The sequence below is a fragment of the Hyphomonas oceanitis genome, from assembly GCF_036964545.1.
In the GTDB taxonomy this organism is placed as follows: Bacteria; Pseudomonadota; Alphaproteobacteria; order Caulobacterales; family Hyphomonadaceae; genus Hyphomonas; species Hyphomonas oceanitis.
In genome coordinates this window covers 382260-405982 of record NZ_JBALTL010000003.1, presented here as the reverse complement: position 1 = coordinate 405982, position 23723 = coordinate 382260, and the positions used below count along the sequence as shown (strand labels likewise).

The following is a 23723-nucleotide window of genomic DNA, read 5'->3' as shown; positions in this document are numbered from 1 at the left end:
GCGCAGCATGCGTGAAAGAGGACCTTAACCCTTGCCTGTGTAGAAATGACTAAATTCGGAAAGTGGCCCGCGTGTGACTGACAGTGCTTTCGACAATCTCAGTATAGCCGTGACGCTGCCCTGTTATAATGAAGGGCAGTCGATCGCAGCTGTTGTCATCGGCTTTCGCAAGGCTCTGCCGGGCGCAAGAATATACGTGTACGACAATAATTCTTCAGACAACACATCCGAGCAGGCTGCGATGGCGGGAGCCACCGTTGTCCCGTCACGCCGACAGGGCAAGGGCAACGTCGTGCGCCAGATGTTTGCCGACATCGACGCCGACATATACATCATGGCCGATGGCGACGGCACTTATGATCCCACCGCAGCGCCGCGCATGATACAGGTCTTGCTCGAAGACAATGCCGACATGGTCGTCGGCACGCGCCGCCATATCAAACAGGATGCAGGACGTAGCGGTCACGCCTTTGGAAACCGTGTGTTCAACGCGGCCTACAAAGCGCTGTTCGGCAACGAGTTCACGGACATTTTCTCAGGGTACCGCGCCTTTACCCGTCGGTTCGCAAAAAGTTTTCCAGCGTCGTCGACCGGTTTCGAAATCGAAACCGAAATGTCGGTTCACGCATCTGTCCTCCGACTGCCAGTCTCCGAAGTCGAATTCGATTACGGTCGCCGCATGGAAGGCTCGCACAGCAAGCTCTCCACCTTCCGGGATGGCTTCCGCATCTTGCGTATGATGGGTATGCTGATGAAGGAGACGCGGCCGTTCCTTTTCTTCAGCTATATCGCCGTCTTCATTTTGGCGGCCTCGATCTTCCTGATGGCACCGGTTGTCCGCGACTATTTCGAGACCGGACTTGTTGACCGCATACCGACCTGGATGCTGGCCATGACCCTGCTACTGGGCTCAATGATGACGTTCATCGCGGGTGTTATCCTGGACTCTGTCGCCCGAGGCCGGGCTGAACAGAAACGCATACACTATCTCTCGATGGCGCCATCGCGCGGCGAACGATACCACGCAGGGACAACGCCGCTTATCGAGCGCCGTCAGCCAGCCGGTCACCACACCGTATCTGACACGAGCAAGGCCAAGGCACAATGAGCGCCATCAAGGCCCTGTCAGCGCCCGTCTATGGTCTGCTCGTTCTGACGCCCATGACAATTGCGTTCGGTCAGGTTCTCTTCAAAATGACAGGCGCAAAGCTCGCGGAAGGGCCTGACACGCCCTTCTATTCCATCCTTTTCAACCCGGTCTTCATTGTCGCGGTCTTCCTCTATGGCGTTGCGACGCTAGCCTGGGTCTATGTCCTGAAAATGGTTCCGCTATCGATGGCCTATTCCTTCATGGCGTTGACCTTCGTACTGGTCCCGCTGATGGCCGCATTTTTCCTGAAAGAACCGCTGACCCTGAAATATGCGATCGGCGCCTGCCTGATCATCGCCGGACTGTTCGTCGTCCAGTCCTGAACCGAGCGGGCGAATTCCAAGGATTTTGGGGAATGGTGCCGCTAAGGTGACTTGAACACCTGACCCCCGCATTACGAATAGGTTTTTTTTCCTATGCGCAAGTTTGCGGACCTCTGCGGAGGCGTGATATTTTACAACTAAAACAAAGTGTTATAAGATATTAATGTCTGCGCGCGTTTGACTGCATTTGCGCACAAAAGCGCCGCCCGTGCGGACATGGTGCGAGCACGAAACAGCCGCATGCAGATGAAAATATGGGAGGTATGAGCCGTAATATGTCGCCACGAAAACACAAGCTCACTCAGAATTTTATCGACTCAGTCGAACCAGAAGACAAGCGCTTTATCATTTGGGACACCGAGATCGCCGCTTTCGGTCTCCGGGTGATGCCAACAGGCGTGAAGTCCTTCATCATCCGGTATCGTATCGGCCAGGGGCGTCTGGCGCGCGAGCGCATGGTTACCCTCGGTAAGACGACTGACCTTCGGTGTGAAGCGGCACGAAGCAAGGCTAAGGACTTCCGGTCCGAGGCCCGCATCGGCCTCGATCCCGAAGCCGAACGCCGGCGCGACGAACTCGGCATCATGAAAGTGTCAGCCCTCATTGAGTTGTGGGGAAAGGAAGCCGCGCCTTTCAATCGCCGAACAGGCGCACCCCGCAAGTCGCAAAGGTACAATGACGACATCCGGCTGTTGCGGGTCCACGTGAACCCCATTCTCGGCAAGATGCCGATTACCGAGGTCAAGAAGCACGACATCGTTCGTCTGCGCGACGGGATCGCGACTGGCGCTACAGCCAAGAAGCGGAAAACGAAATCTCGTGGTATTCAGGAAGTCAAAGGCGGTATGGGCACCGCGCGTCGTACGATCGCGATGCTCAAGAGCGTCTTCGCCTATGCCCTGGATCTCGAACTCCTGGAAAAGAACCCCTGCCACGGTGTCCGCATTCCCCCCGGTGTGCAGCGTGAGCGATATCTCACTCAAGCTGAGGCACAACGGCTGGGAGAAGTCCTTTCCTCGTTCGAGGCGCGCGGCGAGGCGGCAAGCGCCATCCGCATCATTCGCCTCTTGTCCCTGACCGGCGCTCGCCGGGGCGAGATCATGGAACTGAGATGGTCCGAGATTGATTTCGAGCGCGGCTTCCTTCGGCTAGATGCCACGAAATCCGGCAAGTCTATCCGACCCATCTCAGGCGCGGCTCAAAAGCTTCTGTCTGAAGCGCCGCGCGTTCATGAAACCTGGGTTTTTCCGGATGCAAAAGGCACGGGCCCCTATCAGGGCCTCCCCAAGATCTGGCGCGAGGTGCGCGAGGCTGCCGGTCTGGAAGATTTTCGCATGCACGACCTGCGGCACAGCTTTGCCAGCTTCGGTGCAGCCAACGGGCTGTCACTCCCCATCATCGGCGCCCTGCTCGGCCACAAGAATACATCGACCACTCAGCGCTACGCACACCTTACCGACATCGCAGCAAGACAAGCGGCCAATGATGTATCGGACATGGTGGCAGCCGCATTGGGTGTTTCGACAGGATGAGTTGGCCCATGGAATGATTGGCTCGAATTCGCACAATTTTTATGTGTTTTTCGACGAATTAACTTCCTATGAGGCCATTATCGACGATCGATTGCGGTTTTCGATGTTATCGAGTAATTATTCTTTTTCGACGATACTGCAAAACTCATAGTATATTTCGACGATAACAAGAGTTTTTCGACGCATGGCCTTCCTTTCCGACTCTCCTGCCAGCTTCCAGGGCGAACTGCTCCCGGAAAACTCCCGCCTGATTGGATGGGCCGCCCTCGTGCATGGCCTTGGGATTGATGCACCTGTACGTGACCCCGCCTGCGTTTCGACAGCCCATATCAGCGGAAGTCAGCGGTCCGAAGGAATCTGGCGGCTATTCGACAAGCGATATCATCCGGGCGACAAGCCGATCGCCCACATGCTGTTTGCGCTCCGCAATGAAACATTCGACCTGCTGATTCTGAAGCGCGCATTCGATGCCCTCGGCCCGGAACCCCTTGAAGCCTATATTGCAAACACGCCAACAGGCGTATTTGCCCGCAGGCTCTGGTTCTTCTACGAAGAGTTCACAGGCCGGAAACTGAATATCCCCGACGCGCCAAACATCGCGGCGATCGATGCGCTTGATCCCGATGACTATATTACCCTTGATTCTCCGCATCTTTCACAGCGCCACCGCGTCAGGGACAATCTTCTGGGCGGCAAAGGTTTCTGCCCGATCGTGCGCCGAACCGAAGCCCTGCAAGGCTTCATTGCCAGCGGCCTTGCACAGGCGGCGCAGAAAACCGTGGGCCAGACTGGCGCACATCTGATTTCCCGAGCCGCCAGCTTCATGCTGCTGGCAGACAGTCAGGCGACTTTTGCAATCGAGGGCGAACGGCCCCCGCGCAATCGCCTTGAGCGCTGGGCGAACGCCATCAAGGAAGCCGGCAAGCGCCCATTGAACCAGACGGAAATCTATCGGCTACACAATATTCTGCTGGGCGATGACCGATTTACCTCGGTCGGTTATCGGACTGCCGGAGTGTTTCTGGGTGAACGCGACCACAATCAGGACCCATTGCCCGAATTCATCGGCGCGAGACCGGACGATCTGACGGACCTGATGCTGGCATGGAATACTTGCAACAATCGGTTACGCGTGACGAAGGTCGATGCAGTCATTCAAGCGGCCGTTATTGCGTTCGGCTTTGTCTATATACACCCGCTCGAAGACGGAAACGGGCGCCTTCACCGCTGCCTGATCCATCATGTTCTGGCCGAACGTAAATTTGCCCCTGCGGGCATGGTGTTTCCGGTCTCCAGCGTCATGCTCGACCGGATCGACGAATACAGGGCAACGCTGCAAGCCCACTCCGCTGCGTTGATGCCATTCATCGATTGGCGCGCTACGCCTGAGCGCAATGTCGAAGTTCTCAATGACACGGGCGATCTCTATCGCTACTTCGACGCAACAGACGTGGCTGAGTTCTTGTATGCCTGCGTCCAGCGAACCATCAAGACCGATCTCCCAAAGGAAATCGCCTATCTTCGAGCCCATGATGACGCCGAACGTAATATCATGAACCGTGTCGAAATGCCGGACCGTCTGGCCAAGGATTTCATCATGTTCGTTCGGCAGAACAACGGCCATCTGTCCAAGGCGAGACGTACAGGCGCTTTCGCCAGTATGGCCGATGCAGAAGTCGCCGAACTGGAGGAAATCGTACAAGTCGCATTCGCGGACTATCCTGCAGCCGCATACGATTGATCCCGTCAAAAAAGGGCCGAGACGGCCCTTTTGGCATCAATCGTGCTTCGGCAAGGCTCTACACTGATGGAGTCGGCCATTCCGAAACTCGCACTGTCACTTTCCGAAGAAGCCCGGTTTTCCCGGCTCGCAGAGCCGGCAGAATTGCTTGAATCGCTGAATGTGGGAATCAGCGGCGACAGGGTGATGCAGCTTCTTGTGTCTGACCTCTTTCTCGGCGTGTTCGATCCACCCGATATCGAGCCTGTGCATTCCCGGTATGGGCACGCGCGGTTCCGAAACGCGCAGACAATCGCAATTCCTGACCTGTCTGTGTTCGATGCAAGATTGCTCTGTGTCCGCTCCAGCGGGATGGCCGATTTCGACTACAGATATGGGACAAGCCGGGATGTCGCTCTGACGCTACATCAAGTCGGGGCGCTTCCGATGGACACGCCCAAGCATTTGACCAGGGAAGCGGCCGCAGAAGTCTGCGCTGCTCTGGCTACTCTCCCAATAGAGCAATTCAGCGAAACTGCGCGCAACTTGCTCGATGACGTTCTGATTGAGCGGAACCGCCTCATGCACTGGTTCGAGATCGCAGGCCTGATGTCCGCGCCAGAGCACCATGCCAGCCGCCAGATGCCCGAATACGAGACTGCCGCCAACTGCAACGAGCCACTACGAGCAGTACCCTTCATAGGGTCAAGCCCGCTTCCGGTCCGCGGGCGGCCGAATTCCGACCTCTGGCCGCGAATCCAGGAACTTGTAATCGAGCTTCACCAAGCCAACCCTGATAGATACAACAATGAACTCGCCTCGACCGTGCACGCGACACTCGCTCATGAATTTCCTGACCGGGAGATTCTTGCACTCTCGACGATTGTCCGACAAATGAAGTTGCTTCGGGATACAGCGAAGGCCATTGTCGACGAGAGATTTTCTTTGACACGCAATGATCCGTAGGCTGCCTCTCGCATTGCGCGAGTCTTCGGACACCACCTCCCCGCCCCGGGCGAACAATTGTCGATATATGCGCATGTGCGCTTGATATTGATCGATATCTTTCGCTTTTTTGCCTTCAAAATCCGTGCTGGCCTTCTCCTTATTCGCAACGAGAGGAGTAGCGTTCATGTCCAGCCACAATCACAACTTTCCCGATCTGGAAGAGATACTCCAGGACAATCCCGGCTGGCTTGACGAGGCCATCGATACTCCCTCCGTCAGTCAGTTGACGGGCGTTCCCATCTGCACCCTGACTACCTGGCGCAGTCGAGGCGGCGGACCACGTTTCTTGAAACTCGGCAAGAGTGTGCGCTACCGCCGCCGCGCCGTCCTGTCCTGGATGTCGGATTGCGAGGTACCATATGTCGACCGCGACGGGGTGATCCATGACTGAACCAACCCGTCCCTTGTCGATCCGACTTGCAGTCAAGGACATCGACCATCTCGCTGAACGCGCTCGCCGCATTTCCGGTACGCCGACCGGCGTTGCTCGCGAGCTCATCCTGTCCGGCCTGACCGACGGCGATCCGTTCACGCAGGCCCAACGGCTCCTCAAAATCGAACGACGACTGGCGGTGCTGTCTCAGGATCTTCGAGGAATGATGGCCGCAGCCGATGGGCATTCCCACTCACTCGGACAGATTGAAGCCATGTTCGACGCGCTGCTCAAAGCGCTCGGCGGCGAGGTCGAACCTATGGAGGCACGTCATGCCTAGTATCAGAAAGTCGCTTGCCGGTGTTGGGTGCATTCTGGCCTTGGCGACATGGGGCTTCCACGAACTTGCATTCCTGAGGATCACGCCGACTTATCCGCTTCCATCCGGTGAAATCATTGCGCTTCATCCCAACTATATGACCGGATGCGGGAAGGCAGAATTGTTTGCCCGTCTTGGCGTGGACGAAGCGAAAGACCAGCAGGCATACTGTGATGAAGTCCTGGGCTCAGCAGGCATTCGCGGGGCGGTCCATTTGCGATGGATGGTGTTTGCGGCTGGGGTTCTTGCGTCCCTGCTGCTCTTTGCTTGCGCGCTGATCGCCCTTCGCATCGAAAAATCAGCGCCCAAAGTCGTACGCGGTCCCGTGCGCCTGACCGGAAGAAAAGCATACGCCGCGATAAGAAAGACAAGCAGAAAGGAGATCAGGCAGACCGGCGCGGGGATCGACTTCCCGCCCGGCCTCGCGATGAGCCGAGACCGGGAATCGCGTCACTGCCTGATATCTGGGTCTGTGGGCTCCGGCAAAACCCAGACCATCCAGCACATGATCCTGGAAGCCATGCGCTGGGGCGACAAGATGCTCATCCTCGACACCAAGGGGGACATGACCGAACGCTTGCCGGGCGAGATCACGCTGATTGCACCGCAGGACAAGCGATCAGCGGTCTGGGATATCTCAGCCGATTGCGTCACCAAGCAGGATGCGCGGGAGCTGGCGGCCCGGTTCATCCCGAAAAGCAGCGACCCGATGTGGGCAGAGGCTGCCCGCGAGCTGCTCGTTGCCTGTATCGTCAGCCTCCAGCGGGAAATGCCCGCCACCTGGTCGTGGGGCGATCTTCATGCCCGCGCTCTGCTGAGTGCTGAGGCGTTGAAAGACATGGCACTCATCCATCATCCGGCCGCCGCGCATATGATCGGCGATCCGGCCAGCAAGACGGCCATGTCCATCCTGACCACATTCAAGGCACATATCCATGTGCTGGAAGCAATGGCAGAAGCCTGGAGCGCAGAGGATCAGGACAAGTTCAGCGCGGCGAACTGGCTGACAGACCCCCACGCCACCAATCCTGTCATCCTGCAACGCGATGGCCGCTACCCCCAGCTGACCAATGCCTGGATCGGCGGGCTGGTCAGCCTGTTGTCATCGCATGTCTGCAGTCCTGCATTCAGCGAAAGCAGCCAGCGCCGCATCTGGCTCTTCCTTGACGAGTTTCCGCAACTCGAAGCGATGGACGACCTGGCTTCCCTGCTGGACCTCGGGCGATCAAAGGGCGTGTGCGTGGTGCCGGCCGCGCAGGACACATCCCAGATCCGTATCAAGTATGGCCGCGACCGGACCAATGCCTGGCTGTCGATGATTGGCACCCACATCATCGGCCGCATGAATCCGGGCGAAGGGGCCGAGGACATCAGCCGGGCCATCGGCATGCAGGAGTTGGAGCGCGAAGTGCGCAGCAAGACGCATTCGGCTGGCAACAGTTCGGTCAATGTCGCCGTCGAACGTTCGTTACGGCCGGTTATGACGCCGAGCGAGCTTTCGTCGCGCCTTGGACGAAAAGGGCGCAAGGTCCGAATGCTGGTGCTGGGCTTCGGTGAAAATGTTCACGAAGTCGATCTGCCGATCACTGTCCTTCCGCCTCAACGTCCCGCCAACGTGCCAGCTGACTGGACCCGGCCAGATCACGCACCTCTGGGCACCCATCCCGCGCCTGCGCGCCCTGCCTCACCGATCCAGCGCCCGCAAAACGCGGGCCTGCTCTCGGCAGACGACATCGCCCGTATCCGCAAGCCGAAACCAGGAAATTTGAACTGATGGTCGCCTCCATCTCGGCCCGGAAATCGGTTGGGGCTGCTGTCAGTTATTTCAAGCACATGGCCCATGACGAATACTATACCGGCCAGGGCGAGGCCGAAGCGGAAGCAGACGGCGAATGGGACGGGCGGGGCGCGGAACGCCTCGCCCTGGAGGGGCCGGTCTCGAAGGCTGACTTCGAGGCGGCCCTTAACGGCATCGACCCGAGGACCGGCGAGCGCCTCACTCAGATTGGAAAGTCGAACGCACCTGGCTGGGACATGACGTTCTCGGCCCCAAAATCGGTTTCGGTCATGTGGGCGCTTTCGTCGCCAGTGGACCGCAAGGCAATCGAAGCCGCGCACCGCCAGGCCGTTCATGCCGCCACCACGCATCTTGAAGATCATCACGCGTTCACCCGGCGCGGCAAGGGCGGCTCGGTCCGCGAACCCGTGGCAGGGCTCACCATCGCCCGGTTCCACCACGAAACCAGCCGGGACCTCGATCCCCAGCTCCACACACACGCGTTCATCTTCAACACCGCCCCGCGCCGGGACGGAACCTGGGGTAGTGTTGTCAGCCGCGACCTCTACAAGGCCCAGAAGGAAGCTGGCGCAGTCTACCGCGAACACTTGGCCAACCGGCTCGAACGCGACGGCCATGCCGTCGAGCGCCATGGCACCTCCTTCAGACTTAAATGCATCCCCCGCGTCATCGAGCGCGCCTTTTCGAAGCGCAGGCAGGCGATCGAACAGGCGGCTGATGTATACGGCTACCGGACTCCCAAGGGCATGGAACTCGCAGCGCTGCGCACAAGGCAAGCCAAGCGCCCACGGGAGCGTACGGCGCTGTTCCAGGCCTGGCAGGCAGAGGCCAGAACGCTCGGCTTCGATCTCGCCAAGGCGCGCCAGCAGCAATTACAAACAGCGCCCCAACAACAACAAACGCCCGAACCGGGCATTGGCAATGCCACCAAATCCGCAAGCCGCGTCTTTACTTCAGCGAGACAAATGCTCACCGCAATCACCGCCGTCTCGCGCGCGTCAACAGGCATGCCGGGCATCGCGGTAAACCTGCGTCAGAGACGGATTGAGCGCGAACGTGAAGCAGAATAGCAGACGGGATTACCTGCGCTCAGAATAGATTTGCCGGATGGCTCAGCGGCGCGGAAACGGGATGATCCTGGCGTCATCAAGAAAAGCCTCCATCCCCTCTTCGGCAATCGTCCGTTCGAATTCCTCGAAGGCGGCTTCGTCGCTATCGAACGGATCATCCCACACAATCGAAGTCCCGTTCTGGTTCACCACTTCTAGAGTCCATTCATCTCCGTGCTCCAGACGCACGATGCACAATTCCACCGTCATTCCATTGCGCGTCACCCGGCCATTCCGGGGCGAGAAGACAAGGTTGGGATCGCGTTCCATGAGGATTCTCCAAGCTGGCCGGGGGGCTTTCCGCACGCTCCTAAATAGCTCGCCCGTTCCCGTCGCGAAACCTGAAAATGTGCTGCTTCGCATTGTACACGGCGGCAGGCCCAATTGCGACGGTCACTTTGCGCCTAACCGGCACGCTCTGTAATCGCCGTGTACACCTTTCGTGTACAGGCCAAGCGGGCGAATTTCCCTTTTGCAGTGGGTGTTTCAGACAAAATCACTCGCGATTTGTCAGCATCGAAGGTGCATGGGGTGTGACACCCACTTCTACAATTTTCCGTAGCGCTCCTCGATTTGTTACTTGAACCTATTACCCGTCATGGTGAGCGCAGAGGTGAGTTCACAAATGCCGCGCCCTGAAGCATATACAGTTTACAAGCCTGATTTCAGGGAGGTTGCGAGTGCGCAGCGACCGGACGCTCAAACAACATTTTTCCGAAGAAAAATCAAAGATGCGCGGTCGGCAACCAAAAGTTTCGCTTTTGAAAGCCTTCAAGGAAGGTTAAAAGTTGGTTATCAGCCAACATGGAGCCATCCCACATGCCTCACAAACTAATCGCTCTCGCCCTGATTTGTGCGGCAGTCGGCCACGTAGCGAACGCGCAAGCAGCAGACAGGGCACAACAAATGCAGCGCGTCGTCGACGGCCTCAACTCTCCGGATCCAGTGACAAGGATGGTGACTCTCGAAGATGCGCTTGCAAACGGGGACAAGAACCTCAAGCAAATCGCAATCTCTACGGCCCTCGCTAGTTCGGACCAGACCGTCCGGACCGCAGCCGTTGAGGCCGCATTTTCGCAAAAACCTTCGTTCGTTATTGAGTTCGTGGCGGGTCCCGAAGGCAAAATGGACTATTGGGAATCGACTGGTGGTTCAATTGAAGTCCAGATCAAGGATTTTAACAAAGATACCGGCACATTCATGGGCACGACGCCTTATGCGACCTCGCGCGACAAACAACGTGTATACAAACTAGGAGCCATTTCGGGTGATCGAATTTCCTTTGATGTAAGCGTAGGGGGGTTTGCAGGAGATAATTGCCGCGGCAGCGTGAGCGCAAAGGATGGAGGTACACTAATGAAAGGTACGATGTCCTGCGATGATATCCCATACGATATTCAAGTTGATCTCCTTCGCTAGCTAATTGATCATGGAGCGCGCGTCGATGAAAACCTTGGCGTTGTTGGTGGCAACGTTGATCGTTGTAGCTCGTGCCAGCGCACAGAGCGCTATCGTTGCGCCGATCGAAGAGGATTTCGCACCCTCAGTTTCCGTTTCCGGCAACCTCTTCGTCGGCATGATCCAAGGTACATTTGACGGAGCGACCGAGCTGAACAGACTGCGCATTCCCAACTTTTCGTCTCACGCCAGCACAGGATGCCTAGTCGCTAAAACGCGCGACGGACAGTTCTGGGCGCGAAGCAAATTCGATCTGCCGGCCGGACGGGACAAATCATTCGCGTTCAATCCCGAAGGAGGCTGGAAACACGACGAGGAACTTGTGGACTACCAGTTGTCTGATTTTGCCTTGATCATCCGAATGGGTGACGATTGCCTGATGGATCCCGAAGCACCAGCGATTCCAGCCCGGTTCAGTGGGGGGAGCGATTCACAAATCACTCTCATGATCAACTCGCAACGCGCGATTAGTGGGAAAGCAAGGCTCACTCTGGTGTCGGGCGAAGTGTCCGAAGCTTCATGTGCCAGATCAGTCACCTCCAATGTGCGGTCAACGGCATTCGATATGACGTGCGTGTTTGCCGTTGATGCCAAAGCGATCGGTCAAGGCGAGATCGAACTGTCACGTCGAATGCGGACGGGATCTCGAACCGATCGGATCACCGTATACCTGCCCGATGCCAATTCCTGAGCGAGCCAATGTCAGAAGACGTTGACCGTTCCGCCGCCACTGACAAATTCGAGGGGCCGGGTTTGCTGAGCTGGATCAGCTTCATTTTCGCTATTGGCTTTGCGGGATTACTCGTAGGTCTTGTGTTGACGCTCGACTCCCCGAGCGTTCTTGTTTCCGGCGAACTGGAAACAGAGTCGGCAGAGATCAGAGTGCTCAACCCGGATCAAATGATCCTGGAAATTCCACTTGCCTCGACCGTCATGGAGGGAAGCGACGTCTGCGCCTCGAATGTCCGAATAAGCGTGGAACGAGGCGCCGAAGTCTTTTTGACGCTTCAACCCGATGGTAGCCTCGTCGTCGCGACAGGAGGTGAAACAAACTGGTCGAGCGATTTGAGTTCCGCTCAAATCGTCGAGCCCGAGGGGGCGTATTTTCTTGTTGCATCCAGCAGTGAACAATGTGCCTGGCGGGGGACACTTCGTCTGCCCATTGTTGGTGAATTGACGGCGGGAATGACCGCTAGCGGCGAAATTTCACCGGCTGAGTTGCGTCCTCTGCTTTCGGGTCGATTGACCATTCATGGCCGCGCGACCGAACGTGTGTTCGGCTTCGTGCCACTTTCCTTGTTTGCCGCCTTTACACCCATTGAGCCAGGCAAGCTGTTCAATGCAGGCGCCTACAATATTCCGGCCGGATCTCGCCTTGAGGGCGGTTCCGCGCGTTTTGCCGGCTTCGCTGACGTTCAAATCGTCTCGCCGGAAACTGCCTTGCCGGGCGAAGGAATGATACTGCATGTTTCTACGAATGCACGTGAGCTGTCGATATTTGCGCCCTCACCGCGCCTTTCAAATCAAACCAAGGGCGGCGCACCGCCGACGCTTCTGGCAGACACAATATCGATGACGTTTGGCGCGAGGCTGGCGAACGATCCCAACCTGCATGTGATCTTTGGAGGAATTTCGGCGCTCATTCTCATCGTGGGCTTGCTTGGTCGCTTGCTTCCAAAGCGAAGAATTCAGGAATGACGTCGGTTTGGTCATCGAGAGCCGTCGGGTGCGCAGCCGTCTTCGGCGCATTTTTTGGCTTTGCGGCGGCAAACGCCGAAGCGGTCTTGGTCCAGTCGGGGCAGACACAAGGTCAAGGATGGGTATTTTCGCAGGAAAAGACCTGCTGGGTTGCAACGGCGGGCCATGTCGTTTCCGATAACGCGGGCGTCTTGATTGCCGGCAGGGAGGGGCAGCAAGCCGAGGGCGTTGAGATAAGGCGACATCCGGATCTCGATCTGGCTTTCGTGCGCATTGTCGGAACGTTGGCCACACATTGTCCGACTTCGTCTCTCGGGGACCGAGATTCGCGGCCAGAACTTCGGAAACTTCTGCAAGAGGGAAGAACCATCTCACTCGAAAAGCGGGTTGGTGGGGCGTCTGGTGACGGCGCGTTCGGTACAGACATCGTTCCGGTCGAGGTTGTTGCCATATCCGAGTCCGCAAGCACGTTCACCATACGGCCGCTTCGCGTGAGCGAAGACGCAATCGTACAAAGTGACAGTGGAAGTCCGATCAGAATGCGGGGCACCGGTGTTCTGGAAGCCGGGTTGCCTCTTGGCCTGGTGATCGCGGATCAGAGCAGCGTTGAATCTGGATATGTTGACGTGATCCGAATGGATGTTGTGCGGGCGAGTGCTCAATCCCTTCTGGTGCCGCGCTCAGCCGCGACACCGAACGAAGAAATGGTCACCTTCAGCATTTCAGAGTTCAGCGGTGACACGCCGTCATCCGAATGTGGACCATCGAACCTCATAAAGCCCGACCGTGGATGTGGTTGGCGCGCCGTCAAGGGAGAGACCTATCCTGCTCTGATCGTCGATCTGGGTGAGGCAAAGACGATCGATGGCGTCAGCCTCGAGTTTGCAGCCAATAGTGCACCATCCATGGTGATCTTGACTGATGTGTCAGACAACGCGGTCGGTACTGACCGACCATGCCGCGTTTCTGCGGCATCAACTATCGTTTCTTGTTCTCTGGGTAGTTGGAAACTCAGCCGATTGAAAATCGTGCTGGTCGGCAGCGTGACCGAGCTAAATTCGCTGTCGATCGTCGAGAAGCAATGAGTGAACTATGTGATCCGCGAAGTTCAGATTTTTACCAGTTAGGAGGCGATACATGATCAGATTGGCATTATTTGTTTTGGCGGCTTGTTTCGTCAACTCGGGCGCCACCGCTCAGAGCAGCTCGGAACGAGCAGCCATTCTCGAACGCATCGTGGATGGTCTAAATTCTCCCGATCCAGTCTCGCGGTTGATCACTCTGGAAGGCGCATTTGAATCCAAAGACCAAACGATCAGGCGGCTCGCTGCACAGACAGCTTTGTCGAGTTCAGACTACAATTTGCGGTCTGCAAGCTTGGAGTATCTTCTCGCCAGCAAACCATCATACCTCGTTACGCTCGATAGAGATTCCGAACACAAGAATGAAGTTTGGGACTTCGTCGGCGGTGTCATTGATGTCTCGGTTGTTGGGTTTGCAAAGGGGACAGGCGAGTTTTTGGCGGTTAGTTCCCATTCGGCGCTCGACCGCAAAAACTCAACGCAGATTGCCGGTCGAGGTAATCTTGCGGGAGATCGTTTGTCGTTCGCAGTGAATATCAAAGGTACAACCTACAACTCGACGCTCAATGAATGCAAAGCCGCAGGTGTTTTGCAGCCAACAGGCTCGATAGTTTCGGGTTCTTTGATATGCGGCCCGGAACGATACAATTTTTCGATGGACGTTCTGAGGTAGGGGACACATTGCCCAGAGACGACGCGAAGAAACCGAGTGGTTGGTGACGGCTCGGGCTGGAGTCGTCACCACCGATCTTACTTCTTGGGATTCCAGAGCAAAACGTACCGCCCCTTCTTGCCCTTCACCGGCGCCAAGTTCGCGTAGATCTTCCGCAGCCCGATCTGCGGGTCTGCGAGCGTGAGTGAGATGTATTCCCTGCCACTCGCCTTTGCCCGGACCACCCATCCGCCGCCGATCTCGGTTTCGATGTCGCCGGTGAAGATGCGGTAGTCCGGCTGGGCGGGCACTTTCTTGTCTGCGTTCTTCTCGATGCGGATGGGGGCGGTGAGGTTCATCATCGCGAGGGATCCGGAAAAGCCGGTCTTGGTTTCGCTGACATAGCCGAGTGCGTTTGCCATTGTGGTCTCCTGTTCGTTTGCGTTGTCTGCCGACTTCGAGGGACGCCTCGTCCCTGTCGACGCCGGACCGCAAGGACGGCGCGGCCCGTCCCTGAACCGGCACGGGCAAAGCGAAGCGGAGCACCGGCGGGGCGATGAATTTTGCTTCGCGGTGAATGCGCAAAAGCGCAGAGGAAAATTCTTCGCCCCGCCGGTTTCGGGACCGGGCCGCGCCGTCCAGGTCATACGGCAAGAGACAGGGACAGGACGGGCCAAAAGGCTGCCCGGCGAAAGGGAACACAAGGCAGCCCCGGGCGATCGCCGTCACTGGTTCCAGAGCACGTGCACTTCATCGAAGCCAAGCGTGATGGTGAACACATCGCCATTCAGTTCCAGATCGCGGCCCATGGCTTCCCAGTCGATATAGTATTGCAGCGCGTCAGGAATCTCCGGACCGTTCTCGCGTGTGATCTCTTCGGCAAAGTCGGCAAGGGAGCGATATTCGCCCGCATGATTGTCGAATGCGGCGCGGGCCTCGTCCAGGCTGTTCCCGAAATGGCCATATAGCCTGGCGCCAAGGCGCCCATGCTGCTCTATGAAATCGGCAAGCTCGCACACCGTGTCGAAACTCGCCCATTCCGAAATCGTGCATCCCTCGAACCCCTCATAGTCGTGAATCGCGTGCTCATCGGCGTCCGGTTCCGGCGAGGCGGCGAGCATCGCGCGAACCTCAGCTCGAACCTCGTCCGGCTCGGTCGCAGCGATCCATCGGCCATGCAGTCGCCCGCCATTATAGGCAGCAAGGCATGCCACATAGATCCGGGGGTGTTCTGCCCGGCAGGGCAATGTCGGTGCGGGTGTCGTGCTGGTGTCCATGTCATCCTCCTTCCCGCCCTGTCGCTTTTCCCGGCAAGACGGGATGGGGCGGCGGAAGACGCGTCAGCCAGAGCGCACTAGGACTGGCTGCAAGGGGAACAGGTAGGACGCCACACAGAAACAGACGGCCCTCAAAGCCCGCCCCCTTGCGGCCAGGCCGCGCGCTGGCATACGCGCCGTCCGCCCCGGACCGGCTTTCCGGAAATACACCCCAATGCCTGGGACACGACGCATCCGACGTCCGGATCGCGCCTACGACCCTCTCTGCCCCGCAGCGAGGAAGCGCAGGCGCGGCGATAAGCCGGTGAGCCCCCGCAGCGCGCCGCACAGCGGCGTGACCGGAGACGAGCCGGGCCGGAGACGGTGCTCATATCAGGCAGGCGGGCGTGATCGCCGGACGAAAGGTCGGTGTCTCGCTCGTCTGCCGGCCGAAGGTGTGCCGGGCGCAGTCCGGCAGCAGCAAGGCGATGTGCGCGCAGCCTCCGAACAGCCCCCTCGCCAGAGGGGCGTTCGCGTAAAACCGAAATCACGCGGAGTGCTCGTCGCGTATCCATCGCTCAACGTTCAGGATCGTTGCGTCGAGATCAGCCTTTATATCGCATTCCCAGACGATTCGAACCCTCCAGCCAAGCGCCTCCAACGCGGCAATATTGCGCCCGTCACGCTCTACATTCTTCGCGAATTTGTCCATCCAGAACTCGGCCCGCGTCGATGGCGTGGAAGCATATCTGCAGCCTGGATGTTGATGCCAGAAGCAACCATGCACAAAGACGACTGCATTCCATCGCGGCAGCACGATATCTGGTCGACCGGGCAGCTTGCGGTCGTGCAACCGGTAACGCAGACCTCGGGCGAAGAGTCCCTTTCGCAATTCGAGTTCGGGCCGGGTGTCCTTCCCCCCAATTCCGGCCATCATTCGGGACCGGACCTTCGAAGAAACTACATCAACCAACGAATTTCCATCCTGGCGCGACGCGCCGAATTGTATAGACTCCACAAAACGCTGGAGACCGCAAAAGTTGCCCGAACCATATCACGTCATCGATCTGTTTGCAGGACCGGGGGGGCTCGCAGAAGGATTCTGCGCATCAAGTTCGGAAGATGGAGCGCGTCGGTTCAAGATCGCGCTGTCCGTCGAAAAGGATCCGGCTGCTCACAAGACACTCCTGCTGAGGGCGTTTCTTCGCCAGTTCTCGGGCAGCTTTCCGGAAGAATACTACACTTGGCTGAACGGTGGGGGCGATCAACCCGACTGGAAGGCACTCTATCCAGATGAATGGGCGAGTGCCGTGGGAGAAGCGCAATGTCTCGAACTTGGCAAAAAGGCGGCCGATCGCGCCATCGACGCGCGGCTTGATACCATTGTCGCGCAAGCGGCCGACCGGTGCATCGTCATAGGCGGCCCTCCATGCCAGGCATATTCGCTGGCGGGCCGATCCCGGAACGGCGGCAACAAGGACTACAAGCCGGAGGAGGACCAGCGACACTTCCTGTATCGCGAATACATCAGGATTCTCGGACGCGTGAATCCGGCCCTGTTCGTGATGGAGAACGTCAAGGGGATCGTTTCCTCGAACGTCAACGGCAAGGCGATTGCATCGCAGATTCTCGACGACCTTCGCAATGCAGGCTCCAAGGGTATCGGCTATCGATTGGTATCGCTGGGCACCAAAGACACCCTGTTCGGAGAATCCGAAGACCTCTCGATGAAGGATTTCGTCGTGCGTGCCGAAGAGTGGGGACTGCCCCAGGCGAGGCACCGCGTGATCATTATCGGCATCCGAAACGATCTATGGAACGCGAACGCCAAGGTCGCGCTTGCGCAGCATGTGCCCGCCAGGTCTCGGGACGTTCTCAAGGGACTTCCCCACCTGAGATCGGGCCTCAGCAAGGAGGCCGACAGTCTCGACAACTGGCGCTCGGCTGTGGAAGCCGCCTATTTGGCGATTCTGCGCGAGACCAGGAAATCCGACCCGAAGGTCCATGACAAGGCCGCCGACCGGCTTGACTCCTTTCGCTCCCGGAATGCGGCCCTCGGCCGGATCGAGCAGGGTGTGCCTGGCGTTTCATCCCGCTGCCCTGGCGCGCTGGCGGAATGGATACTGGATCCCGATCTGCGGCGCACGCACAACCACGAAGCCAGAACGCACATACGCTCCGATCTTGGTCGATATCTCTTTGCCTCGCTTTTCGCGCTGGTACACAAGCGCTCCCCCAAAGCGGGCGAGTTCCCGAAGTCCCTGTCGCCACTGCATGAAAACTGGAATTCCGGCCACTTTTCCGACAGGTTCCGCGTACAGGTCTGGTCGCGCCCTTCCACGACGGTCACGAGCCACATATCCAAGGACGGGCACTATTTCATACATCCGGATCCGCTTCAGTGCAGAAGCCTGACGGTTCGGGAAGCCGCAAGACTCCAGACGTTTCCCGACAATTACGTATTCCTCGGAAACCGGACTCAGCAATATGTGCAGGTCGGGAATGCAGTCCCCCCGTTCCTCGCCCGAAACATCGCGGATGTCGTCTGGCGCCTCCTGGCCAGCGGCAATAGAGATCGCCGAAGCGGGCGCGACCTGCTCGTTTTAGAGGCCGGAAGCGAGGCCGCGTGACGTCGCAACAGGCTTCGACCAGCCCTGTGAAGACTTGCGCACGCTTTCGCGCGCCTGAGGCAGATGTTCAAGAATGGATATCCAGCACTCTGCCTTCTTTGCCCATTCGCTGACGTTGGATAGGCCACGCCCCGAACTCGTCAGTTTCCGATTGACCGTCTCCGACAGGCCGACAAGGATCGCCGTCAGCGAATCGGGAATCTGCTGTTTCTGCCACAACGCAGCGGTGTCTAGCGTCAGGTCCTCAGCATCAAGGGCGCGAGATAGTAGCGCATTTGCATAGTTCACGATGTTTGCGCGGTATCCGCCCTCATACCAGGACTGTGCAGAGACAATACGCTCACTGGATTTGAAGATGATTGCCCTGATCACGGCCTGCCGGAAATAGTCCTCGTCGAACCTTTCAGCGTGTTCCTTCCATTCCTCGCCGATGCGGACAGCATAGCGGGCGAAGTTCTTCTGGGCACCGAGATTCACGCGAACCGGGTCATCGTCCCAGATATTGTCGTACTTTGCGAGATCGGTCTTGCGCAGCAGCTGACTCTTCGGATTCTGCTGCAGGAATACCCGTTTGCCCCGTGCATCGAGTCGCGTCTGTTCCTCGGCATATTGCCCTCGAACGCGCTCGTAGTACCATCTGGTTTCCGTCTGCTGTCCGGCAGGCGCCGGAGCCCAGAGTCTTCTCGAAAATGATTCCATTCGAATGTGAAAAGGGTGATTGGCGAAGAAGTCTGCCGCATTGACCGTGTTCTGGGTATTCGCATATTGCGAAATCTTCGGCACGACTTCCTCGAATCTTGCCTCGTCAATCACGGTCAACTTCATCTGGACAAAGACCTTGGAAAGATCGGCACGATCCTTCCTGCGGGCGTGAAACAAGGACGCGGTCGTCTGTCCACCGTTCACGATCTGCAGGTCCTTTATTGTCCTGACCCGGTTCGTTCCACCATCCGAAACAACATCCAGGGCGGAAGCGGTCGCAGTGATTCCGTTATTGTAGGCGAAGATCATGCCCGGATCCCCGAGGATGGTGTCGCGAATACCGCGATTGGCCTTGTTGGTCGCCTGAAGAAAGGCACGGACATTCTGTTCGAGCAGTCTAGCCCCGTATCGCGCATACAAATCCGCCAGCACCGACCCTGGCAGCGCAAGCAGATAGGACTTGTAGATATCGCTTTCCAGATGCGCAGGCAGACAGGGAATTGGGCCTGCAGCAAAGGACTCGAAGTCGATTTCGATGGCTTCCTTCTGATTGCGAGACGTCCTGAGCCGGTGAAGGCGGCTCATGTCCCAGATATGAAGCGCGACTGGAATCTCGTCATCGTGCATCGACAGATCGATCGTGTCGAACCGGTCACTCAACTGGCGTTCCGAAAGCACGTAGAGCCTGACCCGTCCGAACTGGCGTCCGCGCTCGTGAATGGCCCGTGACACCGCATAGACTTCCGAAGTCTCTTCCAGTGAACGATGAAGTTCGCCCGACAGGGACCGCAAAAAGAAGGCTGTCAGGCGCTTCACGAAAGCCGTGACTTCAGTCCGCGTCAACGTCTCAAGGCCCGGTCTCTGGTTGAAGTCGGCGATGAAAAGGTCCAGCCCGTCGTCCGAATTGAACCCGAAACCATCTATCTGGACACCACGAACATTCGGAGAAATGCAGGTCTGCAGTTCCTCGATCTCGTCGCATTGCTCGAGCTCCCGGCCAAACGCATTCAGGAACTCGATCTTCTCGAAATCCTTGTTCGCCATAGCGGAGGCGAGAACTTCCTGACGAAATTCCTCGAACGTCTCTTCTATTGTTGTATCCGTCATAGGGCTGGTCCCGGTAGTTCTGCGACTCTGAAACCGGACAGCTGGACGAGGTCGAGCGTGTACTGGACGCCAGACACAGCGGTGGGCAGCTGCCGGGGCGTCAGCACCGGAAATTCTTCCGTGACGCCAAAGAAGTCGATGGCGCCCAGCCTGAACCTCGGCGCATCGTAGTAGGGAAGCTCGATGTAGCCGGCGGCACCGAGCCGGTCCTCGAACAGATCCAGGACCTCTGCGGGGAGGATCGATTTCAACGCCGTCACTACCTCGTTGAGTGAATGTCCAAGCTCCTCTTCTACAAGCTGCACAGCAGCGAGGAACACGGGAGCATCATCGACCTGGAGCTGGAACTCGGAGGAAATCCGGATCTTTGCTCCGCCCGATCCGCCCCACGACTTCACTTCTATCAACTGGTCCGCGAACCTGAAGTCCTGAGCAGCTCGCAAAGGCCCCACCCAGCCCGTCAGCGCGTCGGCTGCCGATCGGCCGTTGTCCGAAATCAGAAGCCCAAGAATCTCGAGCTCGGCGACAAGACCACGAATGCCATCTGTCGACAGCAGACGTCGCCCATCTCGCGCCAGGAAACGTTGCCATCGGTCTAGCCGCGATAGAAAGGACAGGACTGCCTGACGTTCCTCGGTGAGGTCCCCTATGCAGGCGGCGAGGTCTTCGCAAAGGGTTGCAAAGAGCTCCTCGTCCTTCGCCTCACGAAGCGCCACGATCAAACCGTACGAACCGGCCCCGGCAAACATGCGATGATCGAGAGTCAGACCCTGGATTTCGGGCAACCGCATCAGCAGATCCGCATGGTCGGACTTCATCTCCAGCATGAACGCGATATGTCCGTCCGCATGCCGGCCGACTGAGGTCCGGATCGGCGACACAGAACTTGTCAGCTTCCAGATGTAGTCAGCGCCGGGTGGCTGCAACTGGCTCCAGAGACCCCTCACGTCAAATCCTCGGAGTCGCTCATTACATCGTCGCGATCGTAGTCGTCCTCCTCGTCAGCCGAGTCGAAGCGCTCGCTTTCCAGCTGGTTCACCATCACGCGGTTGAGAACGTATTCCACCGTCGAGAAATCTCCGGTGGCAGGAAAACTCAGGCCGATTGCCGGCGCCCCGGACAGAAGCGACTTCTTGCCATGCACTTCCAGGGGATTCTCGAGATCGATCAGGTGAAGCATCAGCAATGGCGCGCCCCTGACACTCACATGGCGCGTATCCCTGTCGGTCCACTTGCTTCGCTTGCGGGAAGTGGCGACCTCAAGTGCCGCCTCCATTTCATTCTTGGACAGACCTGCACTCTCATCGCCCGTGCCTGCAACGCGCTGGTTGTTCGTCACGAAAAGACCGCCATCGATCTCCTTTAGCTTGTTTTCGCTCGTGCCCGCCGAACGTGTCTGATGCACCATCTGGAAATTGCCGAGCGAGGTCGAACAGCTTTCGCCATCCGCATTTTTCAAGGATACAAATGCAATGTCCCAGACCGGGAAGCGATCCTTGATCAGGGAAAGATACTTTCGGGCACTCATCACCCTCTCGGCACTTAGGGAGTGCACTTGGAAGTCTGCGAGAAAATCGTTGACGATGTCCGCCGGAATACCCCGCCAGACCCGGGATGAAGGCCGCTCTCCGCCTTCGACCTTCTGCCCTGCATGCTCGTCCAGGAGGCGGTCATGCAGATTCCTGAACAGTTCGATATTCGCTTCGTGTGGCTCGATCTTGCTCGAAAGAACATAGGTCTCGACAAGCTTGCCGTCATAGCTGACGCTGACCGTACGCGTTTCCGCAGCCCGCATCTTGTTCATCGCGGTGACTGTCAGGCTATCGGGATGCGATTCCACCATCAGTCCGAAAGTGCGAGGCGTCGCACCGGATCGATTCATCTCCTTGATGCGATCCCGCAATTCTTCGGAAGCCTCGGAAATGTGCGTGTACCAGCCGATCGAGTCCGCAGCCAGCCAGACGCGACACAGATCCTCATAGCCTGGTCGATACCCGAACCATCGCCCCATCTGCAACAGTGTGTCGTACATCTTGGTGTTGCGATACATGTAGCTGATCGTCAGCCCCTCGATCGTCAATCCACGCGACAGGCTCAAGCCGCCGATCGCGATCACGTTGAGCGCTTCCCCCCGGTCGGACGAATCCGCATAGTTCAGTCCGTCGGGCGACTTGCTGTTCACCACCGCCGTGATGATCGAGCGAATTGCATCCGGGAGGAGCTCCTGGACCGTCTTCCAGTCGACACCGGTGCTATCGTACTTCTCGGTTTCGAAGGTCGATCTGATTGAGGCCAGATGTGCGTTCTTCAGGGCAATATTGGCAGGCATGCCTGCGTTCGCCAGAATGGCGTTGCGCAGCTCATCAAGATAGACCGTGACCTGCCGATCGACTTCGCTCTGCACATCGACAAAACGCGACACGTTGATCAGCATCGAACAGTGCTTTGCGCCCTGTCCACGTGCCGTCCGGATGACGCGGGCCAGCAGGTAGGACCGGATTGCCTTCTTCAGCGATGGAGGCAATTCGGCAAACTCGTGCGTCTTTGCGTGCTTCAGAGGAATTATCGTCTCGCAGTCGTCGATGGCACTGACGTGCCGCGCTTTCGATTCATCTTCCAGGAACAGACGCTCCGCGCCAAAATAGTTGCTTGGTGCATCAAGGCAGTGAATGAAGTGCTCGGGGAACAGATCCTTCCGAGATTCCTCGTCATAGGCTTCGGGGTTTATAAAGATGTTGGCGAAGGGCGTGGCCGTGTAGCCGACATAGCAGCTCTTCCTGAACAGCCCGAGCAGGTTGCGGATGAGCCTGTTCGTGGTTGTCGGTTTAAGCTCGGGCTTGTTGGTGTTGATGGACGCATTGTCGGCCTCGTCGTCGATGAACAGCATCGGAATGTTGGCAATCTGCTTCTGTCCGGGCATGCGATTGAAATCTTCGAGCCACTTGTTCAGCGCCACGAGTGTCGATCGGTTCTTCTTGATCACGACGATGACCGGCTTGCTCCAGTCCTCCAGCCCGCCGCGTAACGAATTGGCGACGGCCTTCTTGAAATCGTCTGCGGTGGACGTCAGGGCGACCGGGCGCTGGTGATCGGGGTCAACCAGACCCACGCCGATCTTCGAGGTTCCTGTCTGCGCTTTCAGCTTCTCCTTTCGGGCCGGGTCACTGACTTCGCCGACAAAACCTTCGTCCACGCGCTCCTGTGTCTGACGCCGCAGATTGTTGTGGATTCCCGCAACCACGACGATGAACTTGTATCCGGCATCGGCAGCGCGTGCGACCAAGCCGAGATAGTTCGCCGTCTTGCCCGACTGGACGTGACCGATGACCAGTCCCCTCCTGTCCCAGCTGCCCTCGACCTCCGGATCCTGAAGGTAACCGACAAGTCGCCGCGTCACCATGCCGAGCGAGTCGGCGACGCGCGGAGGCCATCCATCCTGGCGGAGGAATTCGAGGTAGGAATCGGAATACTTCCACTCGATGGCACGATGCGACAACCAGTTCGGATCGTGAGCGGCATCCGGCCCGATGAGCGAAACGCCCTCGCCCATGCGATGGGAAATCTGCGCTCTGGCCTGAAGGACGATCGCCTCGACGTCCACAGTGAACCCGAAAAGGTCTGCAAGGCCCTTGGCTGTTGCTTCGAGCTCCTCGACCGTCGGCGGCACCAGCTGGCTTCCGAACCGACCGACAAGCGTCCTCAACACTTGTTGTGCTGCCGCATCATGGTTCATAACAGAACTCCAA

Annotated in this window: 22 protein-coding genes; 15 read left to right on the top strand and 7 right to left on the bottom strand. The window is 57.9% G+C overall.

Going from position 1 to position 23723, the window contains the following annotated elements:
• The first annotated feature begins 73 nt into the window (after window positions 1-73).
• The 9 genes from V7651_RS11200 to mobF all read left to right on the top strand — a co-directional run bounded on the left by V7651_RS11200 (window position 74) and on the right by mobF (window position 9353).
• Entirely contained in the window at window positions 74-1108 is a 1035-nt protein-coding gene (locus tag V7651_RS11200; RefSeq protein WP_335613236.1) for a glycosyltransferase, read from the top strand.
• Window positions 1105-1473 (top strand): EamA family transporter, encoded by a 369-nt coding sequence (locus V7651_RS11195; protein WP_084146346.1) that lies wholly within the window; start codon window positions 1105-1107, stop codon window positions 1471-1473. Before V7651_RS11200 ends, V7651_RS11195 begins: the two co-directional genes overlap by 4 nt.
• 275 nt (window positions 1474-1748) lie before the next feature.
• Window positions 1749-3005, top strand: coding sequence for a site-specific integrase (locus V7651_RS11190; protein ID WP_335613235.1), 1257 nt, complete (start codon window positions 1749-1751; stop codon window positions 3003-3005).
• A gap of 184 nt (window positions 3006-3189) precedes the next feature.
• The gene (locus V7651_RS11185) at window positions 3190-4746 is read left to right on the top strand and encodes a Fic family protein (protein WP_335613234.1); all 1557 of its coding nucleotides are present in this window, start codon (window positions 3190-3192) and stop codon (window positions 4744-4746) included.
• A 66-nt stretch (window positions 4747-4812) separates the two neighbouring features.
• Window positions 4813-5691 carry a hypothetical protein gene (locus V7651_RS11180; protein ID WP_335613233.1) on the top strand — a complete coding sequence of 293 codons (879 nt, stop codon included), beginning with the start codon at window positions 4813-4815 and terminating at the stop codon, window positions 5689-5691.
• 166 nt (window positions 5692-5857) lie between these two features.
• Entirely contained in the window at window positions 5858-6124 is a 267-nt protein-coding gene (locus V7651_RS11175) for a helix-turn-helix transcriptional regulator (RefSeq protein ID WP_335613232.1), read from the top strand.
• A complete protein-coding gene (locus tag V7651_RS11170; RefSeq protein WP_335613231.1) occupies window positions 6117-6446 on the top strand; it encodes a hypothetical protein in 330 nt (109 codons plus the stop codon). The genes V7651_RS11175 and V7651_RS11170 overlap by 8 nt, the downstream gene beginning before the upstream one ends.
• The gene (locus V7651_RS11165; RefSeq protein WP_335613230.1) at window positions 6439-8259 is read left to right on the top strand and encodes a type IV secretion system DNA-binding domain-containing protein; all 1821 of its coding nucleotides are present in this window, start codon (window positions 6439-6441) and stop codon (window positions 8257-8259) included. The genes V7651_RS11170 and V7651_RS11165 overlap by 8 nt, the downstream gene beginning before the upstream one ends.
• The gene (mobF, locus tag V7651_RS11160) at window positions 8259-9353 is read left to right on the top strand and encodes a MobF family relaxase (RefSeq protein WP_335613229.1); all 1095 of its coding nucleotides are present in this window, start codon (window positions 8259-8261) and stop codon (window positions 9351-9353) included. Before V7651_RS11165 ends, mobF begins: the two co-directional genes overlap by 1 nt.
• A 42-nt stretch (window positions 9354-9395) precedes the next feature.
• Here mobF and V7651_RS11155 read toward each other — a convergent pair whose 3' ends face one another.
• Window positions 9396-9662: a hypothetical protein gene (locus V7651_RS11155; protein ID WP_335613228.1), complete on the bottom strand. Its 267-nt coding sequence runs from the start codon at window positions 9660-9662 to the stop codon at window positions 9396-9398.
• Between the two features lie 549 nt (window positions 9663-10211).
• On the opposite strand from V7651_RS11155, the gene V7651_RS11150 reads away from it, so the two are divergent.
• From V7651_RS11150 to V7651_RS11130, 5 genes are read left to right on the top strand one after another with little or no spacing between them, the layout of a single operon-like run.
• Window positions 10212-10811 (top strand): hypothetical protein, encoded by a 600-nt coding sequence (locus tag V7651_RS11150; RefSeq protein ID WP_335613227.1) that lies wholly within the window; start codon window positions 10212-10214, stop codon window positions 10809-10811.
• A gap of 25 nt (window positions 10812-10836) precedes the next feature.
• On the top strand, window positions 10837-11541 hold the full coding sequence (locus V7651_RS11145) for a hypothetical protein (RefSeq protein ID WP_335613226.1): 705 nt from the start codon (window positions 10837-10839) through the stop codon (window positions 11539-11541).
• A gap of 8 nt (window positions 11542-11549) precedes the next feature.
• Window positions 11550-12548, top strand: coding sequence for a hypothetical protein (locus tag V7651_RS11140; protein WP_335613225.1), 999 nt, complete (start codon window positions 11550-11552; stop codon window positions 12546-12548).
• The gene (locus tag V7651_RS11135; protein ID WP_335613224.1) at window positions 12545-13633 is read left to right on the top strand and encodes a trypsin-like peptidase domain-containing protein; all 1089 of its coding nucleotides are present in this window, start codon (window positions 12545-12547) and stop codon (window positions 13631-13633) included. Before V7651_RS11140 ends, V7651_RS11135 begins: the two co-directional genes overlap by 4 nt.
• A gap of 52 nt (window positions 13634-13685) precedes the next feature.
• Window positions 13686-14303: a hypothetical protein gene (locus V7651_RS11130; RefSeq protein WP_335613223.1), complete on the top strand. Its 618-nt coding sequence runs from the start codon at window positions 13686-13688 to the stop codon at window positions 14301-14303.
• 77 nt (window positions 14304-14380) lie between these two features.
• On the opposite strand, the gene V7651_RS11125 is transcribed toward V7651_RS11130, so the two are convergent.
• From V7651_RS11125 to V7651_RS11115, 3 genes are all read right to left on the bottom strand, one after another.
• Window positions 14381-14704, bottom strand: a complete 324-nt coding sequence (locus tag V7651_RS11125) for a DUF736 domain-containing protein (protein ID WP_335613222.1) — start codon at window positions 14702-14704, stop codon at window positions 14381-14383.
• A gap of 303 nt (window positions 14705-15007) precedes the next feature.
• Entirely contained in the window at window positions 15008-15559 is a 552-nt protein-coding gene (locus tag V7651_RS11120) for an antirestriction protein ArdA (protein ID WP_335613221.1), read from the bottom strand.
• A gap of 526 nt (window positions 15560-16085) precedes the next feature.
• A complete protein-coding gene (locus tag V7651_RS11115) occupies window positions 16086-16556 on the bottom strand; it encodes a very short patch repair endonuclease (RefSeq protein ID WP_335613220.1) in 471 nt (156 codons plus the stop codon).
• Between the two features lie 22 nt (window positions 16557-16578).
• On the opposite strand from V7651_RS11115, the gene V7651_RS11110 reads away from it, so the two are divergent.
• Window positions 16579-18168, top strand: coding sequence for a DNA cytosine methyltransferase (locus V7651_RS11110; RefSeq protein ID WP_335613219.1), 1590 nt, complete (start codon window positions 16579-16581; stop codon window positions 18166-18168).
• Here V7651_RS11110 and V7651_RS11105 read toward each other — a convergent pair.
• The 3 genes from V7651_RS11105 to V7651_RS11095 are packed head-to-tail and all read right to left on the bottom strand — an operon-like array spanning window position 18142 to window position 23710.
• A complete protein-coding gene (locus V7651_RS11105; RefSeq protein WP_335613218.1) occupies window positions 18142-19977 on the bottom strand; it encodes an AIPR family protein in 1836 nt (611 codons plus the stop codon). The genes V7651_RS11110 and V7651_RS11105 overlap by 27 nt on opposite strands.
• The gene (locus tag V7651_RS11100) at window positions 19974-20924 is read right to left on the bottom strand and encodes a PD-(D/E)XK motif protein (protein ID WP_335613217.1); all 951 of its coding nucleotides are present in this window, start codon (window positions 20922-20924) and stop codon (window positions 19974-19976) included. The genes V7651_RS11105 and V7651_RS11100 overlap by 4 nt, the downstream gene beginning before the upstream one ends.
• The gene (locus V7651_RS11095) at window positions 20921-23710 is read right to left on the bottom strand and encodes a Z1 domain-containing protein (RefSeq protein WP_335613216.1); all 2790 of its coding nucleotides are present in this window, start codon (window positions 23708-23710) and stop codon (window positions 20921-20923) included. The genes V7651_RS11100 and V7651_RS11095 overlap by 4 nt, the downstream gene beginning before the upstream one ends.
• Window positions 23711-23723: the final 13 nt, after the last annotated feature.

Coding starts and splice junctions, on each gene's coding strand:
- V7651_RS11095 (WP_335613216.1), bottom strand. CDS start 23,710: ATGAACCATGATGCGGCAGCACAACAAGTGTTGAGGACGCTTGTCGGT.
- V7651_RS11120 (WP_335613221.1), bottom strand. CDS start 15,559: ATGGACACCAGCACGACACCCGCACCGACATTGCCCTGCCGGGCAGAA.
- V7651_RS11170 (WP_335613231.1), top strand. CDS start 6,117: ATGACTGAACCAACCCGTCCCTTGTCGATCCGACTTGCAGTCAAGGAC.
- V7651_RS11155 (WP_335613228.1), bottom strand. CDS start 9,662: ATGGAACGCGATCCCAACCTTGTCTTCTCGCCCCGGAATGGCCGGGTG.
- V7651_RS11150 (WP_335613227.1), top strand. CDS start 10,212: ATGCCTCACAAACTAATCGCTCTCGCCCTGATTTGTGCGGCAGTCGGC.
- V7651_RS11180 (WP_335613233.1), top strand. CDS start 4,813: ATGGAGTCGGCCATTCCGAAACTCGCACTGTCACTTTCCGAAGAAGCC.
- V7651_RS11185 (WP_335613234.1), top strand. CDS start 3,190: ATGGCCTTCCTTTCCGACTCTCCTGCCAGCTTCCAGGGCGAACTGCTC.
- V7651_RS11175 (WP_335613232.1), top strand. CDS start 5,858: ATGTCCAGCCACAATCACAACTTTCCCGATCTGGAAGAGATACTCCAG.
- V7651_RS11125 (WP_335613222.1), bottom strand. CDS start 14,704: ATGGCAAACGCACTCGGCTATGTCAGCGAAACCAAGACCGGCTTTTCC.
- V7651_RS11140 (WP_335613225.1), top strand. CDS start 11,550: ATGTCAGAAGACGTTGACCGTTCCGCCGCCACTGACAAATTCGAGGGG.
- V7651_RS11135 (WP_335613224.1), top strand. CDS start 12,545: ATGACGTCGGTTTGGTCATCGAGAGCCGTCGGGTGCGCAGCCGTCTTC.
- V7651_RS11190 (WP_335613235.1), top strand. CDS start 1,749: ATGTCGCCACGAAAACACAAGCTCACTCAGAATTTTATCGACTCAGTC.
- mobF (WP_335613229.1), top strand. CDS start 8,259: ATGGTCGCCTCCATCTCGGCCCGGAAATCGGTTGGGGCTGCTGTCAGT.
- V7651_RS11130 (WP_335613223.1), top strand. CDS start 13,686: ATGATCAGATTGGCATTATTTGTTTTGGCGGCTTGTTTCGTCAACTCG.
- V7651_RS11165 (WP_335613230.1), top strand. CDS start 6,439: ATGCCTAGTATCAGAAAGTCGCTTGCCGGTGTTGGGTGCATTCTGGCC.
- V7651_RS11145 (WP_335613226.1), top strand. CDS start 10,837: ATGAAAACCTTGGCGTTGTTGGTGGCAACGTTGATCGTTGTAGCTCGT.
- V7651_RS11195 (WP_084146346.1), top strand. CDS start 1,105: ATGAGCGCCATCAAGGCCCTGTCAGCGCCCGTCTATGGTCTGCTCGTT.
- V7651_RS11105 (WP_335613218.1), bottom strand. CDS start 19,977: ATGACGGATACAACAATAGAAGAGACGTTCGAGGAATTTCGTCAGGAA.